The following is a 14,781-nucleotide window of genomic DNA, read 5'->3' as shown; positions in this document are numbered from 1 at the left end:
GCATCCGTCAGTTATTGAGTATCGCAGACTGGCTGCACTGGTTGCAGCGGTCAACGTCTGGATTTTTGCCGACGGGTTGATGTCGCGGGCATGGAGCCACGGCGGGGTTTTCGCCGTGGATTCTGATTGCGCGGTTGGCCTTGTTGAATTTCACCTTGGCCATTCTGATCCGTCAACAGCGGGTGGTGAACCTGTTGTTTTGGTTGGCCACGCGCATTCCCACAAGCTGGCCCCTGTGGATGCGTTGGGGCGCGGGAAAGGTGTTCCATTTCGGCGGACTACATTCGGGCGGTGCGGTTGCGGGGTCGGTCTGGTTCGCGTTTTTGCTGTTCGCGCTGGTGGCGAATGAGGTCAACGGCGTGGGGTCTGCATCGCGGGTGACCCTTGGATTGACCGCTGTGATGGTTGCTCTGATGGTCTTGATGGTTGTGACGGCCATTGGTCCCATTCGGCAGAAGTTCCACAACCGGTTCGAACATGTCCATCGGTTTGCAGGATGGGCCCTGCTGGCGCTGTTTTGGGCACATAATATGTCGATGGTACGGGATACGGATCAGGGCGCCGTGGCCGAGAGCCTGTCCTTTTGGCTGTTGTGTCTGATCACTCTGTCGATCGCATCGCCCTGGATGACACTGAAGAAAGTGCCGGTGAAGATCGAAAAGCCATCCAGCCATGCTGTTGTGGTGCGGTTCAACTATGGTGACACGCCTTTTCCTGGCTCGTCCAATGCGCTCAGCCTGAGCCCACTCAGAGAGTGGCATTCCTTTGCCAATATTCCGACGCCTGGCGAAGAAGGTTACCGCCTCGTTATCAGCCGGGCAGGTGACTGGACCGGGCGGTTCATCGACAACCCGCCATCGCACGTCTGGGTGAAAGGGATCACCACATCTGGCGTGGCACGCATCGAAGTTCTGTTCAAGAAGGTCGTTTATGTTGGAACCGGTAGCGGTATTGGTCCGATCCTGCCGCATTTGCTTGCGCATGAGGTGCCGAACAAGTTGATCTGGTCGACTCGAAGCCCTCGCAAGACTTATGGGGATGCGCTTGTTGATGAGATTGAAGGCAATACCGAAGATCCGTTGATTTGGGACACCGATACGCGCGGCAAGCCGGACTTGTCGGCGCTTGCGCTCGACGCGGTCCGTGAAACCGGGGCTGAGGCAGTCATCGTGATTTCCAACCAAAAGCTGACGCAGCAAGTCATTTACGACATGGAACGCCGTGGCATTCCTGCTTTTGGTGCAATTTGGGATAGTTGATATGCGTGATTCTTATGACACCTACGAAACCATAGATGTTGTGCGAAGTGGTCGTGTTCTGACGATCCGTTTCAACAGGCCCAAGGCGCTGAATGCACTCAACACTCAAGTCATGGAGGAGGTCCTGCATTGCGCCCGAGCCTATGACGACGACCCGGATGTTGGCTGCATTGTGTTGACTGGGAATGAGCGCGCTTTTGCAGCCGGTGCCGATATCGCTGAGTTGAACGCACAGGACTACAGCTCGATGTTCGCAACAAAGTTCTTTTCGGGGTGGGACCAGTTTGCGGCCCTGCGCACGCCAAAAGTAGCGGCTGTTGCAGGCTATGCGCTGGGCGGTGGCTGCGAAGTGGCGATGATGTGTGATGTTATTCTTGCGGGGACATCGGCCCGGTTTGGTCAGCCAGAGGTCAAGATCGGGTGCATTCCAGGTATTGGTGGCACTCAGCGTCTAACCAGGTTGGTAGGGCGCGCACGTGCAATGGACATGATCCTGACCGGGCGGATGGTTGCTGCAGACGAGGCACTGACAATGGGGTTGGTCAGTCGAGTTGTTGCAGATGAAGCGCTAGAGGAGACGGCTCAGGAGGTCGCGGCCACGATCGCCGAGTATCCAAAGGATATCGTGATGATGGCTCGGGCCTGCGTGAACGAAGCCGAAGAGGTGGGGCTTGGCGCAGGCGTTCGGTTCGAACGCCAGATGTACCATGCGCTCTATGGTTTGCCTGCCCAGAAAGAGGGGATGACCGCGTTTTTGGAGAAACGAGAGCCGCAGTTCAGGTCATAGAAGCAATTTAACGGGGTCGTGATTCCGACCGGCTCGACGAAAAAGGCCAGGTGCGGCGGTTGTCCGCGCCTGGCTTTTCTTGGTCACGCGGCGAGTTTTGCGACCGCATCGCGCGCTGCCTTCAGCGCGGTTTCCGGATCTGTCGACATGCCTTCGGCCGCGACGAACTCAACGTCAGTCAGGCCAATGAAGCCCATGATCTGACGGATGTAGCCCGAGAGGTGGTCAACAGGGGAGCCCAAGGGTACGCCGCCAGTGGCGACGGCGACGATAACGCGTTTGCCGCTCAGCAGGCCCTTGGGGCCTTCAGCGGTGTATTGGAACGTCAGACCGGCGCGGGCGATCAGGTCGACCCAGACCTTGAAGCCGGCCGGGGCACCGAAGTTGTACATGGGCATGCCAATGACAACCGTGTCAGCGTCCTTGATTTCTGCGACGAGTTGATCGGAGAGAGACAGAAGTTCTTGCTGTTCGATGTTGCGCGCGTCGGCGGGGGTGAAGTTGGCGTTGACCCAATCCTCGGTAATCAATGGCAGTGGCGTGGCCAGATCGCGGCGAATGATGCGGGCGGGGGCGATCTGTTTGACGATCTGGTCGGTCAGCTCGCGGGTGGCCGAACCCTGACGGCGGGCCGATGTGTCGATGTGCAGAACAGTGGTGGTCATGAGCGATTGTCCTTGAAGGCGGTTGCTGGAACTGTTCCATTGGACATAAATGTTGCAAATTTGAACTCAACTGCCATAATTGAACAAGTTTTGTTTGTTTTTGCACAGAAGTGAATCGTGCAAGAGAGGTGTCATGGACAATTGGGATGAAGTGCGCACAGCGTTTCAGGTGGCCAGAATGGGCACTGTCAGTGGCGCAGCCGAGGTTTTGGGTGTGCACCATGCAACCGTAATTCGCCACATCGACTCGATCGAAGCGCGGTTGGGGGTCAAGCTGTTTCAGCGGCACGCGCGCGGCTATACCGCGACCGAGGCCGGTGACGATCTTTTGCGGGTGGCGCAGGCGACCGAGGATCAGTTCAACCAACTTGTCGGGCGGCTCAAGGGGCAAGGGGATGATGTTTCGGGTGAACTGGTGGTCACATCGCTGGCCGCAGTGGGGCCCTTGCTGGTTCCGGAACTGGCGGCGTTTCAGAAGATGCACCCAGAACTGGTGGTGCGGTATCTGACAGGCGACCGGGTGTTCCGACTGGAATACGGCGAGGCACATGTGGCGATACGCGCCGGTGCGGCACCGGATCAGCCCGACAATGTGGTACAGCCATTTGTGTCGGATACCATGGGGCTTTATGCCAGCACATCCTATGTCGAGCGTCACGGGTTGCCCGCAGGGATCGACGATTTAGAGGGGCACGTGTTTGTGGGCCATGACGATGAGAACAGCCGGGCGCCGTTTTATCGCTGGCTGAGAACCAAAGTGTCCGAAGATCAGATTACGTTTCGCTGCACGGATATCTTCTCGGGCCACGCCGCCATTCGAGCAGGCGCGGGGATCGGGTTCATGTCACGCTGGGTTGCAGCGCAAAATTCCGACCTTGTGCAGGTTGCAGAGCCGATGCCGGAATGGTCGGGCAAGCTGTGGTTGGTGACGCATGTGGATCTGCATCGCACCACCAAGGTTCAGGCCTTCCTGAAGTTTCTGAAAGAGCGATCCAAGTCTTGGGAAATCTGACATTTGTGATGCGTGGACATCTGGCGATGCTTTGTTTCTCGGCCTTGGTGGCGGGGAGTTTCTCGCTGGGTGGCTTGGTCGCAAATGACATCGCGCCAACGGCCCTGAACGCAGTTCGTTTTGTCATCGCGGCGGTGGTGATCGGGGTTGCCGCGCTGGCCACAACCGGACTGCCACGCTCTGCAGCGCAGGCGCCTTGGCGGTATCTGGTGCTGGGCGGGCTGTTCGCCACCTATTTCGTGCTGATGTTTGAGGGGCTCAAGACCGCGCCACCGGTGAGTGCGGCGGCAGTGTTTACCTTGACGCCAGTGATGGCGGCGGTGGCGGGGTGGGTTCTATTGCGTCAAGTGACAACGCCCTGGATGGCGCTGGCGCTGGCCATCGGCGGAGCCGGGGCACTATGGGTGATTTTTCGCGCCGATCTGGCAGCGTTGCGCGCGTTCGAGATCGGGCAGGGCGAGATCATCTATTTCTGGGGCTGCGCGGCGCATGCGATCTATACCCCCATGGTGCGCAAGCTGAATAGGGGCGAGCCTGCGGTGGTGTTCACCTTTGGCATGCTGGTGGCGGGGGGCGTTCTGCTGTGGATCTATGGCTGGTCTGACATTCGCGCCACCAATTGGGCCAGCTTGCGACCCTTGGTTTGGATAACGATTTTCTACGTTGCGATTTTTGCCAGTGCGGCGACCTTTGTGCTCTTGCAGTTCGCCACCCTGCATCTGCCTGCGGCCAAGGTCATGGCCTATACATATCTGACACCCAGCTGGGTCATTGTGTGGGAGATCGCGCTGGGCCACGGCGCCCCAGCGGGGCTTGTCCTGGTTGGCGTGGGGCTGACGGTGGTGGCGTTGTGGATGTTGCTTGATGTGCGAAAGCCGAAATCGGTGACCGAGGCGAAAGGGATGGATGATGCGTGAAGTGCCTATGGTCCGAGAGGCGGCACTGGATGAGGCCCCGGTTGTCGCATGTTTGGTCGCGGCACTCTTGTCCGAGTTGGATGGAGCTTCGGTTGATGCGTCTGTCGTGGCGGCAAATGCAGAAACGGTGCTGGCGCTGCCCGCGGTGACCGCGTTTCTGGCCGTCGCCGGGGAAGAAACAGTGGGTGTGCTGGTTCTCAACGAATGCGCAGCGATCTATGCGGGAGGCGTTTTCGGCGAGATTTCCGAGCTCTATGTCGATCGGAGTTGGCGGTCGGCCGGTGTTGCGCACCTGCTTGTGGAAGCAGCGCAGACATTTGCGCGAGAGCGTGGGTGGAAACGGCTGGAGGTTGGCGCACCGCCACAACCGGACTGGGCACGCACGCTGGGCTTTTATCAACGCGAAGGGTTCGAAGAGGTTGGGCCGAGATTGCGGCGAGTTCTTTGAGGGCTGATCTTGAATCAGATGTCTTGAGTTCTGTGTGGCTGTAATCCGCCACTTTTTGCTGGTTTGAATAAGTTGCGAGGCAGCGCGTCGGTTAGAAATCACTTTATGCAAGCCAGCGGTGTTCTGGCGGGGCAATTGCACCGCGGCTTTCTGTTGATGCGCGCATAAAGGGGGGATGACTGCAGGCGCGTAGTCGACCACGGGGATGTCGATTTGGTCGCGATAAATGTGCCGTTGGCGGTCGATCCTGCGACTGGGAGAGAATGGTTTCGCTTTTGACGCGCATTTGGTGACTTTGAGGTTGGGCGTGGAAAACCCGCATTTGCGGGTCGGTTCTTTTCAAGTTGTCCAGTCCGCAAAGTGACGTCTGGCGTGCCCTTGAACCCAGAAGCATGTGAGCGGGTCGTTTCGATCCGTTTGAGGCTACATGCGGACTCACGTTCTGCATGGTCATAAGGCGGCGTTGGCTAGGTTTCGGCTGTAGAGTCGCTTGACAGCTCTTCTTCCAGGAACCGCTCGAAGGCGTCCAGGTTGACCGGTTCGAACTGGCCAAAGCCCTGCATCCAGACACTGGCGGCGCGCATCGCGTCCGGCTCCAGCTTGCACCATTTCACCCGGCCGCGCTTTTCCTGCGCGATCAGGCCTGCGCGGGTCAGGATGGTCAGGTGCTTCGAAATGGCGGCCAGCGACATCTCGAATGGTTCGGCCACATCCGTCACGGCCATATCGTCTTCGAGCAGCATCGACAGAATCGCGCGGCGGGTGGGATCGGCCAGGGCGGCAAAGACGGCATCAAGTTGGTCACTCATGCCTTGGTCATAGCTCGACTAGCGCCGCCCGGAAAGGGTTCAGAGCATTGGGTGCCGTGTTGTCTGCGATGGCCATTGCATTTGAAGAAGTTCCTTCTGGGTCGGGGACAGTCCAGAGTCGCGGGCAAATCTGCCTGTTTGAGGCAGGGGGCCGGTCAGCATCTTTGGCTTGGGTTTGAGCCATGAAAATAGAATGTGCCAAAAGCTGGTGGTTGTTCTCGCGGGGCGGATCATGTCGATTGCAGTCATGTTTCACCTTTTTCCTTTCTATGTTGACGATATGGGGCCCCTGAGACATCTTCACAATTTCAATTGCTTGACAGCTTATGTGCAAAAAATGCACATATTGCCCATGTCCCGCCCTTTGCCCCCTTTGAACGCTTTGCGCGCCTTTGAGGCCGCCGGGCGACACGAGAACTTCAGCCGTGCAGCTGAAGAACTGAATGTCAGCCACTCGGCGATCAGCCGCCATGTGCGTGGGCTGGAGCATCGCTTGGGTGTGGCCCTGTTTCGGGATCTGCCGCGCGGGTTGGAGTTGACGGCCGAGGGGCGCAACTATCTGTCGCGGGTCACTGTTGCGCTCGATCTGATCTCGGACGCGACCGAGGATCTGGGCGAGGCGCCCGAGGGGCGGATTACCGTCAGCAGCGAGCCGCTCTTTGCGCTCAAGGTGCTGATGCCGCGGCTGAAACGCTTTTACGCGGCTTTTCCAGACGTCGAGGTGCATGTCGAGGCAACCAATGCGCTGGCGGATGTGGACCGATACGAGGCGGACGTTGCTTTACGGTTTGCCTTTCGGGGCGAGTTGGACGCGCCATCGGACCTGATCAGCGATACGCCACTACAAGTCTATGCTGCGCCGGAATTGCGGCGTGAGGGATGGAATGACCCACGAGAGGTTTTGCAGTACCGCCGATTCAAGGATCGCGGCACTGGCATCTGGGACCGGTGGGGGCAGGTGGCAGGCTTGGCGCCGGGCGAAGTGTCTGATCCGCGTAAACATATTGAAACCGAATTGTCGTTCGAGGCGGCAGTGCAGGGGTTGGGCGTCTATCTGGGTGCCGGGGATTGCGTGGCCGGAGAGGTCGCGGCGGGGCGGTTGATCCGGTGCTTTGACGTGGGATTTCGTGATGGTGCCATGCGGCTGGTGCAAAGCACGCGCGCCCGACGCCACAAAGCCGCCCGGGCGTTTCGCGAATGGTTGTTGGAGGAGACTGCGGACCTGCGCGGATGGCCTTGTTCCGAATAATCCATTTCTTGTGTCCCATTTGCCGGGACGGCTTGAGAGTGTTTCAACCCGCCCGATGGGGCGGGCAGCACAGGCTTCATCCGTGTTTCTGTCCAAACGCCTTGCGATATTTCGGAATGAAAAGGTCCTTTCCTTTCATTGTGCGTGTGACCCAATCTCCCAGTGTGGCAAATATCCAGCTGTTGCCGATCACAGGCCCCAAGGGGACAAGAATTGGGGCCTTCTTCCATGGCGTGTAGGGCTTTTGGCTCTCCAGAGGTTCCCCTGCCAGCACCTTTTTTAATGTCTTGATCAGCCATGGGTTTTGCCGGGCTGTCGCGACGATCGTCATATTGTCTCCGACATCAGCAATGTCTCCGGCTGCAAATACATTGGGGTAGTCGGATGGGCGCAGCCATTCGTCTGCCTTGACTCGACCCAAGGACCCAAGTTCAGCGCCCGGGAGATTTTGTATCAGGGCGGTTTGCGCCTTGGATCCAATCACCGGAAAAACAAGATCTGCCGCAATTACAGTACCATTCGTCAATGTAACCGCACCCTCAAATGGGTGATCCGACTGAGGCAAATCCTGTACGCGTTGTCCGAGTACAACTGTCACGCCCAGGCGTTCCAACTTGCGTTTGAGTTGCGCGCCCAACCGTGACGGGTACATCGGAAAAAGAGTTTCGCCAGATGAAATCAGCGTTATGGATTTTCCGGGCTGCGCCGTTGCAATCTCACCAGCAAGTTCTGTCCCCACTGCGCCAGCTCCGACAATTGCGACAGAGTTTGCCTTGGCCAATTTTGTGCTGACATCTGAGCTGGCTTTGCGAAAATCAGCGATGCTGTCGCCCGATGGTTTGAAAGGCGCGGCATAAGAGGATCCGGTGGCTACAACGATGTAATCCGCCGGGACAACATCCCCGGAGTCCAAGGTGACATCCGATTGAGAAATCGACACCGCACGGCCACGCATGACCTTCCCGTTTTTCAGCAGGGTGTCGTAGGGAAGGATGATCTGATCCAGAAGTCCGGGCTGCACAAGCGCGCGGATCGCTGCGGGTGGTTGTACAAAGGCTTCACGTTGTTCGATGAGAGTGACATCCGCATGGGCGTCCAGTTCTTTGGCAACCTCGAACCCTACATAGCCTCCACCAACGATGACGATTTTCTTTTTGCTCATTTGATCTCTCATTGCAGCGCTTTGCGTTGGGCGCTAGTTATGAAGGCACGCGCAATCGGGCAAGTACGGTCATCTAGGATACTGCTATGAAACAGCATGAGCCAGAGGAAAATTGCCAGATCGAGGCGCTGATTTCGGCGATCTCTGGCCGGTGGAAGTTGTTGATCATCTATTGGTTGGCCCAAGGGGGATGCCGGTTCAATCAGCTTCAGCGCAATCTTGGTCGCATTACCCACCGCACGTTGACGCGCCAGCTGACAGAATTGCAGGAGTCGGGATTTGTCCTTCGAAGAGATTTCCAGACCATCCCGCCCCATGTGGAATACAGCCTGACCCCTCTGGGCGAAAGCTTGGTGCCGTTGCTCTTGCAGATGCATGAATGGGCGGAACAGAATTCTGACAAACTGCCAAGTGCGAAACACCCTGCCTGACCTTACGTGGCTATCCGGGCGAGGGGCTGCGATACGTTCACCGAGAAATTGCGCAGCAAACTGTCGGGATGCCAAAGTGCGAGTTCAAATGAACTTTACCGAGCTGCTCTGTGCATCGGGGGGTAATCCAAAAGTGCGGAACCGGCCCAAAGTTGGCGAAAACGCATTAATCAACCTTTTGGTTGAATATGGATAGTGGGCAATTTCAGGGGGTTCCGGGGACGAGGGTTGGTGTCGGGGGACTCTGGATTATTGTTTTTATTTAGTTAAAACAGAATCTTATGCGCTAATGAGCTGCGGCATAAGTGTCGTTGACTCCTTAGCTCCACACCCTTAGCACCTACCCCAAGACAACGTGAGGGATTTACCCGTGACCGAAGACGACCAAAAGCAGCGCCTGTCGCAGCTGGAGGCGCGGATCGCGACGGTGAAAAAGGCGCAAGCGCTAGGCCGAGCGTGTGGATCGGGGCTTTTCCCATGGCGAGCTTGCCTGGCGGATGGTCATCGAAATGACGGTCAGCATCGGGATCGGCTTTGGCATTGGGTACGGGTTGGATTACCTGTTCGGGACCATCCCGATATTCCTGGTGCTGTTTACACTGTTGGGCCTTGCCGTCGGCATCAAGACGATGATGCGCAGCGCGAAAGAGGTTCAGGACAAGGCATTGGCCGCCGAGCAAAACATCGGCGCCGAGAAGAACGAGAGGGACTAGATCGTGGCAAGCGATACAACAGCCGCAGAAGGTAGCAGCCTGGTTTTCCACCCGATGGATCAGTTCATCGTCAAGCCGTTGTTTGGCGACGGTGCAGTTGGCATGTTCACCATCACCAACGTGACCCTGTGGTTGGCTCTGGCCATCGTGGCCGTGATTGCCCTGCTGGTTTTGCCCACATCCAAGCGCGCCATCGTCCCTGGCCGCGGCCAGTCGATCGCGGAACTGACTTATGGCTTCATCTACAAGATGGTCGAAGACGTCTGCGGCAAGGACGGTATCAAGTTCTTCCCCTACATCATGACGCTTTTCATGTTCATCGTCAGCGCCAACTTCCTTGGCCTGCTGCCGATGTCCTTCACCACCACATCGCATTTTGCCGTGACCGCCGTGCTGGCGCTGGCCGTGTTCCTGACCGTGACCATCCTGGGTTTCGTCATCAACGGTGCCGGTTTCCTGGGCCTGTTCTGGGTGTCGAGCGCGCCGCTGGCGTTGCGTCCCATCTTGGCCGTGATCGAGCTGATCTCGTACTTTGTACGCCCTGTCAGCCATTCGATCCGTCTTGCTGGTAACGTCATGGCCGGTCACGCGGTGATCAAGGTGTTCGCAGGCTTTGCCGCCATCACAGTGATCTCGCCGGTATCCGTTCTGGCAATCACGGCCATGTATGGCCTGGAAATCCTCGTGGCCTTTATCCAGGCTTACGTATTCACAATTCTGACCTGTGTGTATCTGAAGGATGCGCTGCATCCGTCGCACTAAGGTTCTGAACCCCTAAAATCGAAACTTCCAATCGTAAGGAGAATTCTCATGGAAGGCGATCTCGCACACATCGGCGCAGGCCTGGCAGCAATCGGTTCCGGCGCAGCCGCTATCGGTGTTGGTAACGTAGCTGGTAACTTCTTGGCTAAGCGCTCTGCGCAACCCTTCGGCCGCCGCATCGCAAACCGCGACCCTGTTCATCGGTATCGCGTTCGCAGAAGCTCTGGGCATCTTCGCATTCCTGGTCGCTCTGCTGCTGATGTTCGCCGTCTAAGACCTTCGGGAACCGACATCCTTACGGTTGGGCAGTTCGACACGATCGCGCTGCCCAATGTAAGCTAAGTTTCCAAGGAGACCGACATGGCAACTGAGACAACAGACTTCGTCAGCGCCTGCGTCGACTCGTACGGCAGCGCGGTCGGCATGCCCCAGCTCTGCGGAGAGTGGATGGGCAACCAGATCTTCTGGCTCGTCATTACGCTGGTTGCGATCTTCCTGATCCTGTCGCGTGTGGCTCTGCCGCGCATCGGTGCGATCCTGGCTGAACGTCAGGGCACCATTACAAACGACATTGCTGCCGCCGAGGACCTGAAGGCCAAAGCGGTTGAAGCGGAAGAAGCCTATAACAAGGCTCTGGCAGATGCCCGTGCGCAAGCACAGGCCATCGCAGCCGAGGCGCGCGCCGAAATCCAGGCTGATCTGGATGTGGCGATTGCCAAGGCGGACGCCGAGATTGCCGCCAAGGCAGCTGAATCGGAAGCGGCAATTGCCGAAATCCGTGCCAGTGCCCTGGACAGCATTCAGGCTGTTGCCAAGGACACCGCAGGCGAGATTGTGACCGCCCTGGGTGGTCAGGCAGATGAGGCTGGTATCGCTGGTGCGATCGACGCCCGGATGAAAGGATAAGAGCCATGCGTAACACCCTCGCCCTTATCCTGACAGCTGGCGTTGCAAGCCCCGCGCTTGCTGCAAGCGGTCCATTCTTTTCGTTGGGCAACACCGACTTTGTGGTGACACTGGGCTTCCTGGTATTCATCGGGGTGCTGTTCTACTTCAAAGTGCCCGGCATGATCGGCGGTGCGCTGGACAATCGCGCTCAGGGCATCCAGTCCGAGCTTGATGAAGCCCGTGCTCTGCGTGACGAAGCCCAAGCTTTGCTGGCCTCGTACGAGCGCAAGCAGAAAGAGGTTCAGGACCAGGCCGCCGCCATCGTGGCAGCTGCTAAAGACGACGCTGTTCTGGCAGCAGAGCAGGCCAAGGCCGATCTGGAAGTATCGATTGCACGCCGTCTGGCCGCTGCGCAGGACCAGATTGCATCGGCCGAGGCTTCGGCCGTCAAAGAGGTCCGCGACCAAGCCGTCACCATTGCCGTTTCTGCGGCCAATGAGGTGATCGCCAAACAGATGACTGCGGCGCAAGGCAACAAGCTGATCGACGCGGCCATCGCCGAAGTGGACGCCAAGCTTCACTGAGCGTTTGACGCCTGAATGATTTGAAAGAACCCGGCCTAGCGGCCGGGTTTTTTTGTGGTCGGTGCAGAACTGGTGAAGGGGCTGCTCCCGCCCGTCGTCAATTTTTCTGACGAAAAACCTCCTCCGGTTGGGCCTGGCCTCGCTTCGCTCGGCGGTTGGCGCATGAGGCGAAACAAATGCTCCTAGCGGGACCGGCGCCGAGCCGAAGGCGAGGCGCCCGGCCCAAGGCCGCCAGCGATTCCGGCGGAGCCGGGATCAGCGCGGGCGCGGGAGTACCCCGTTCTCCTATTCACCTTTGGCCGCTGTTAGTTCTGACCGGTTTCGTGTTCCAGCCGTTGCCGGGCGATGGTCTCGTTGCGTTCGGCGATCTGTTGGTCGGACAGGCATTGTTTGACGAAACTCAGGTGTGCCTCAACCGCGGCCTTGGCGCCGACGGGATCGCGGGCCTGCAAGGCGTTGTTGATGGCGCGGTGCTGATCCAGGATCGAGGCGCGGGTGTGTTGCTGGTGGAACATGATGCGCCGGTTGTAGAAGACGCCCGCTCGCAGCAGGTCGAACATCGACCGCATCATGTGGAGCATGACCACGTTATGACTCGCCTCGAGTATGGCCATGTGAAACTCGGCGTCCAGGCGCGCCTCTTCGTCCGAACCTGGGGAGCCGTGGGCCACAACCATCTTGTCGTAGATCGTCTGAATGACCTTGAGGTCACTGTCCGACCCCAGCCTTGCTGCACGTTCGGCGGCCAGACTTTCGATGTCCCTGCGGAACGACAGATAGTCGAACATCGCCTCGTCATGCGCGCCAAACAGCCGCGTGAGTGCGGGTGAGAAGGCGTTGCCCAGAACCTCGGCCACAAATACGCCAGAGCCCGCCTTGGCGGTCAGCAGGCCTTGCTCCTGCAACTCGGCAATCGCATCGCGCAATGAGGGGCGGGAAACGCCCAGCCGATCGGCCAGTTCCCGTTCCGAGGGCAGGCGTTCACCTGGGCGCAGGATGCCGCGCAGGATCAGCAGTTCGATCTGGCGCACTACCGATGTCGACAGTTTCTCGGGCTGGACTTTCTGAAAGGGCATGACCGGGCCTTTTTTCAAATTGGTCAAAACATATGACCACGGTGAGGCTGCAGCTGCAAGTGAGGAAATGTCAGAGAGGCTGACTGATCACAATTGCTGTAACAAAGGTCAGCATGTTTGACTTAACTCAGCCTCTGCCTAGGCTGATCCGCAGCTTTGGAGGAGAAACACAGATGAAGCTAGAGGAGATGTTTGCAACCCGTGCCGACCGGCTCAAGGCCTCGGAAATCCGCGAGTTGCTGAAACTGCTGGACCAGCCCGACATCATCTCATTTGCGGGTGGCATTCCGGATCCGGCGCTGTTCCCGACCGAGGCGTTTCAGGCGGCTTATTCCACGGCGCTGGATTCTCAGCATCAGGCCAAGGCGTTGCAGTATTCGGTGAGCGAGGGATATCTGCCACTGCGGGAATGGCTGGCTAACCACATGGCGGGCATCGGGGTACCCTGTGATGTTGACAACATTCTGATCACATCGGGGTCGCAACAGGCGTTAGACTATCTGGGCAAACTGCTGCTGTCGCCGGGGGATACAGCTTTGGTGAACTGGCCAACATATCTAGGTGCTTTGGCGGCGTTCAACGCCTATGAGCCGCGGTTTGATCGGCTGGATTTGGGGGTCAATCATGACGTATCCGACTTTGCCTGGCGGGCCGAGGCCGCAGGTGGGCGGGTCAAGTTCGCCTATCTGTCGGCTGACTTCTCGAACCCGACTGGCGAGACGGTGGATGCAGCAGGGCGCGTGCGCCTGCTGGGCATGGCCGAGGCGCTGGATTGCGCGATCATCGAAGACGGCGCCTATCAGGCGTTGCGCTATGACGGCGAGGCCATACCGCCGATCCTGGCGATGGAACTGGCGCAGAAAGGCAATCTGGAGGCATGTCGGACGATCTATTGCGGGTCGTTTTCCAAAACCCTGTCGCCGGGGTTGCGCGTGGGCTGGATTGTGGCGGCCAAGCCGGTGATCTCTAAGTTGGTGCTGATGAAACAGGCCGCGGATCTACATTCGCCGACCATCAACCAGATGGCCATTCACGGTGTGGCTGAAGCGTGTTTTGAAGAGCATGTGAACGCCTTGCGTGGGGCTTATAGCGCGCGGCGGGATGCTATGCTCGCGGCGTTGGCCGATCACATGCCTGATGGCGTTGATTGGACCCGACCTGAGGGCGGCATGTTTGTTTGGATCACCCTGCCCAAGGGCATGGATGGGGCCGCGCTGTTGGACCGGGCGATCCGCGAAGAGCGGGTGGCGTTTGTCCCGGGCGGCGCCTTCTTTGCGGATGGATCTGGGGTCAACACGATCCGGTTGAACTTTTCCAACTCAGGAGAGGCCGCGATTGGCGAAGGCGTGTCCCGATTGGGCGCGGTTCTGCGACGGGCGCTCGCTGAATAAGGATTTGTTAACCATTCGTGCCGAGGGTGGCGGCATGATCCGGTTCCTTGCATTTGCCACCCTTTTATTGGCTGTGGCCTGTGCTCCGCCTGAGGCGGGGTTCACGGCGGGCCAACCCGTGCAAAAATTGAGTGTCGGTGGCTATGCTGTCGAGGTTCAGATTACAGAAGACGTGGTAAAAGCCAGGCGCAGGGTGTCAGACTTGCACGATACAGATGCCTATTACGTGGCGCTGGAACAGGTGATGGGAAAGCTGACGGGCTGTCCCATTGCCAAGGTGTATCGCGTCAGTCGGTTTGTGACCTGGGGCGTCAAAGGCTGCAATATGGCGCAGGCGCGGGCATTCATTGCCGAGGCGGACAAGATCGTGGCGGGCGAGGCTCAGAACAAAGCCGCAAACACGGGCAAACCGCAGTATGAATGCCACGAGTGGAATTCGACCTCATTCTCGAACGGGTCCGAGATTTGGACCAATATCACCTGCGAGCCCTATGGTGGTGATCCCAAATTGAAGTATCCCACGCTGGAATGTGAGCAGGTCACTTGGATCACAGCATCAGGGGACGGCCGAACGGACATGACTTGCGATCCGCAGTAGCAATATCTTGTGGATAACCTGCGGGGTTGG

The 14,781-nt window shown here is 58.3% G+C and carries 16 protein-coding genes and 2 pseudogenes; 14 read left to right on the top strand and 4 right to left on the bottom strand.

What is annotated here, in order from left to right:
• The first annotated feature begins 143 nt into the window (after positions 1-143).
• Both ACZ1HE_RS19845 and ACZ1HE_RS19840 read left to right on the top strand, forming a co-directional pair.
• A complete protein-coding gene (locus tag ACZ1HE_RS19845; RefSeq protein WP_472623620.1) occupies positions 144-1,259 on the top strand; it encodes a hypothetical protein in 1,116 nt (371 codons plus the stop codon).
• Between the two features lies 1 nt (position 1,260).
• Complete coding sequence (locus tag ACZ1HE_RS19840) at positions 1,261-2,046, top strand: enoyl-CoA hydratase-related protein (RefSeq protein WP_472623618.1); 786 nt, start codon at positions 1,261-1,263, stop codon at positions 2,044-2,046.
• Between the two features lie 83 nt (positions 2,047-2,129).
• On the opposite strand, the gene ACZ1HE_RS19835 is transcribed toward ACZ1HE_RS19840, so the two are convergent.
• A complete protein-coding gene (locus tag ACZ1HE_RS19835) occupies positions 2,130-2,711 on the bottom strand; it encodes an FMN-dependent NADH-azoreductase (protein WP_472623616.1) in 582 nt (193 codons plus the stop codon).
• A gap of 133 nt (positions 2,712-2,844) precedes the next feature.
• On the opposite strand from ACZ1HE_RS19835, the gene ACZ1HE_RS19830 reads away from it, so the two are divergent.
• Genes ACZ1HE_RS19830 through ACZ1HE_RS19820 form a run of 3 tightly spaced genes read left to right on the top strand, consistent with a single transcriptional unit; the run spans position 2,845 to position 5,088 of the window.
• Positions 2,845-3,723: a LysR family transcriptional regulator gene (locus ACZ1HE_RS19830; RefSeq protein WP_472623614.1), complete on the top strand. Its 879-nt coding sequence runs from the start codon at positions 2,845-2,847 to the stop codon at positions 3,721-3,723.
• An 8-nt stretch (positions 3,724-3,731) separates the two neighbouring features.
• Positions 3,732-4,640 carry a DMT family transporter gene (locus ACZ1HE_RS19825; protein ID WP_472623612.1) on the top strand — a complete coding sequence of 303 codons (909 nt, stop codon included), beginning with the start codon at positions 3,732-3,734 and terminating at the stop codon, positions 4,638-4,640.
• Positions 4,633-5,088, top strand: coding sequence for a GNAT family N-acetyltransferase (locus ACZ1HE_RS19820; protein WP_472623610.1), 456 nt, complete (start codon positions 4,633-4,635; stop codon positions 5,086-5,088). Before ACZ1HE_RS19825 ends, ACZ1HE_RS19820 begins: the two co-directional genes overlap by 8 nt.
• A gap of 467 nt (positions 5,089-5,555) precedes the next feature.
• On the opposite strand, the gene ACZ1HE_RS19815 is transcribed toward ACZ1HE_RS19820, so the two are convergent.
• Complete coding sequence (locus ACZ1HE_RS19815; RefSeq protein WP_472623608.1) at positions 5,556-5,897, bottom strand: ArsR/SmtB family transcription factor; 342 nt, start codon at positions 5,895-5,897, stop codon at positions 5,556-5,558.
• 352 nt (positions 5,898-6,249) lie between these two features.
• Between ACZ1HE_RS19815 and ACZ1HE_RS19810 the strand changes: the two genes are divergently transcribed.
• Complete coding sequence (locus tag ACZ1HE_RS19810; protein WP_472623606.1) at positions 6,250-7,146, top strand: LysR substrate-binding domain-containing protein; 897 nt, start codon at positions 6,250-6,252, stop codon at positions 7,144-7,146.
• Positions 7,147-7,222: 76 nt separating this feature from the next.
• Here ACZ1HE_RS19810 and ACZ1HE_RS19805 read toward each other — a convergent pair whose 3' ends face one another.
• Entirely contained in the window at positions 7,223-8,320 is a 1,098-nt protein-coding gene (locus ACZ1HE_RS19805) for an NAD(P)/FAD-dependent oxidoreductase (protein ID WP_472623604.1), read from the bottom strand.
• A gap of 74 nt (positions 8,321-8,394) precedes the next feature.
• On the opposite strand from ACZ1HE_RS19805, the gene ACZ1HE_RS19800 reads away from it, so the two are divergent.
• The 6 genes and pseudogenes from ACZ1HE_RS19800 (at position 8,395) to ACZ1HE_RS19775 (ending at position 11,686) form a co-directional block, all read left to right on the top strand.
• Positions 8,395-8,739 carry a winged helix-turn-helix transcriptional regulator gene (locus ACZ1HE_RS19800; RefSeq protein ID WP_472623602.1) on the top strand — a complete coding sequence of 115 codons (345 nt, stop codon included), beginning with the start codon at positions 8,395-8,397 and terminating at the stop codon, positions 8,737-8,739.
• Between the two features lie 370 nt (positions 8,740-9,109).
• Positions 9,110-9,452: pseudogene (locus tag ACZ1HE_RS19795) on the top strand (AtpZ/AtpI family protein).
• Between the two features lie 3 nt (positions 9,453-9,455).
• Positions 9,456-10,214 (top strand): F0F1 ATP synthase subunit A, encoded by a 759-nt coding sequence (locus tag ACZ1HE_RS19790; RefSeq protein ID WP_108789953.1) that lies wholly within the window; start codon positions 9,456-9,458, stop codon positions 10,212-10,214.
• Between the two features lie 48 nt (positions 10,215-10,262).
• Positions 10,263-10,488, top strand: a pseudogene (locus ACZ1HE_RS19785) (F0F1 ATP synthase subunit C).
• 86 nt (positions 10,489-10,574) lie between these two features.
• On the top strand, positions 10,575-11,120 hold the full coding sequence (locus ACZ1HE_RS19780; RefSeq protein WP_472623600.1) for a F0F1 ATP synthase subunit B': 546 nt from the start codon (positions 10,575-10,577) through the stop codon (positions 11,118-11,120).
• Positions 11,121-11,125: 5 nt separating this feature from the next.
• Positions 11,126-11,686 carry a F0F1 ATP synthase subunit B gene (locus tag ACZ1HE_RS19775; RefSeq protein WP_472623598.1) on the top strand — a complete coding sequence of 187 codons (561 nt, stop codon included), beginning with the start codon at positions 11,126-11,128 and terminating at the stop codon, positions 11,684-11,686.
• Positions 11,687-11,991: 305 nt separating this feature from the next.
• Here ACZ1HE_RS19775 and ACZ1HE_RS19770 read toward each other — a convergent pair whose 3' ends face one another.
• Positions 11,992-12,762 (bottom strand): FadR/GntR family transcriptional regulator, encoded by a 771-nt coding sequence (locus ACZ1HE_RS19770; RefSeq protein ID WP_472623596.1) that lies wholly within the window; start codon positions 12,760-12,762, stop codon positions 11,992-11,994.
• 173 nt (positions 12,763-12,935) lie between these two features.
• Here ACZ1HE_RS19770 and ACZ1HE_RS19765 point away from each other — a divergent pair, with 173 nt between their 5' ends.
• On the top strand, positions 12,936-14,153 hold the full coding sequence (locus tag ACZ1HE_RS19765) for an aminotransferase-like domain-containing protein (protein WP_472624567.1): 1,218 nt from the start codon (positions 12,936-12,938) through the stop codon (positions 14,151-14,153).
• A complete protein-coding gene (locus ACZ1HE_RS19760) occupies positions 14,098-14,751 on the top strand; it encodes a hypothetical protein (RefSeq protein WP_472623594.1) in 654 nt (217 codons plus the stop codon). Before ACZ1HE_RS19765 ends, ACZ1HE_RS19760 begins: the two co-directional genes overlap by 56 nt.
• Positions 14,752-14,781 lie beyond the last annotated feature (30 nt).

The sequence above is a fragment of the Falsiruegeria sp. JB4-1 genome (assembly GCF_055693495.1).
Note: the sequence above shows the minus strand (reverse complement) of the source record. Positions and strands in the feature narration are given on the sequence as shown.

Coding starts and splice junctions, on each gene's coding strand:
- ACZ1HE_RS19765 (WP_472624567.1), top strand. CDS start 12,936: ATGAAGCTAGAGGAGATGTTTGCAACCCGTGCCGACCGGCTCAAGGCC.
- ACZ1HE_RS19775 (WP_472623598.1), top strand. CDS start 11,126: ATGCGTAACACCCTCGCCCTTATCCTGACAGCTGGCGTTGCAAGCCCC.
- ACZ1HE_RS19835 (WP_472623616.1), bottom strand. CDS start 2,711: ATGACCACCACTGTTCTGCACATCGACACATCGGCCCGCCGTCAGGGT.
- ACZ1HE_RS19780 (WP_472623600.1), top strand. CDS start 10,575: ATGGCAACTGAGACAACAGACTTCGTCAGCGCCTGCGTCGACTCGTAC.
- ACZ1HE_RS19840 (WP_472623618.1), top strand. CDS start 1,261: ATGCGTGATTCTTATGACACCTACGAAACCATAGATGTTGTGCGAAGT.
- ACZ1HE_RS19800 (WP_472623602.1), top strand. CDS start 8,395: ATGAAACAGCATGAGCCAGAGGAAAATTGCCAGATCGAGGCGCTGATT.
- ACZ1HE_RS19815 (WP_472623608.1), bottom strand. CDS start 5,897: ATGAGTGACCAACTTGATGCCGTCTTTGCCGCCCTGGCCGATCCCACC.
- ACZ1HE_RS19825 (WP_472623612.1), top strand. CDS start 3,732: ATGCGTGGACATCTGGCGATGCTTTGTTTCTCGGCCTTGGTGGCGGGG.
- ACZ1HE_RS19810 (WP_472623606.1), top strand. CDS start 6,250: ATGTCCCGCCCTTTGCCCCCTTTGAACGCTTTGCGCGCCTTTGAGGCC.
- ACZ1HE_RS19770 (WP_472623596.1), bottom strand. CDS start 12,762: ATGCCCTTTCAGAAAGTCCAGCCCGAGAAACTGTCGACATCGGTAGTG.
- ACZ1HE_RS19830 (WP_472623614.1), top strand. CDS start 2,845: ATGGACAATTGGGATGAAGTGCGCACAGCGTTTCAGGTGGCCAGAATG.
- ACZ1HE_RS19805 (WP_472623604.1), bottom strand. CDS start 8,320: ATGAGAGATCAAATGAGCAAAAAGAAAATCGTCATCGTTGGTGGAGGC.
- ACZ1HE_RS19820 (WP_472623610.1), top strand. CDS start 4,633: ATGCGTGAAGTGCCTATGGTCCGAGAGGCGGCACTGGATGAGGCCCCG.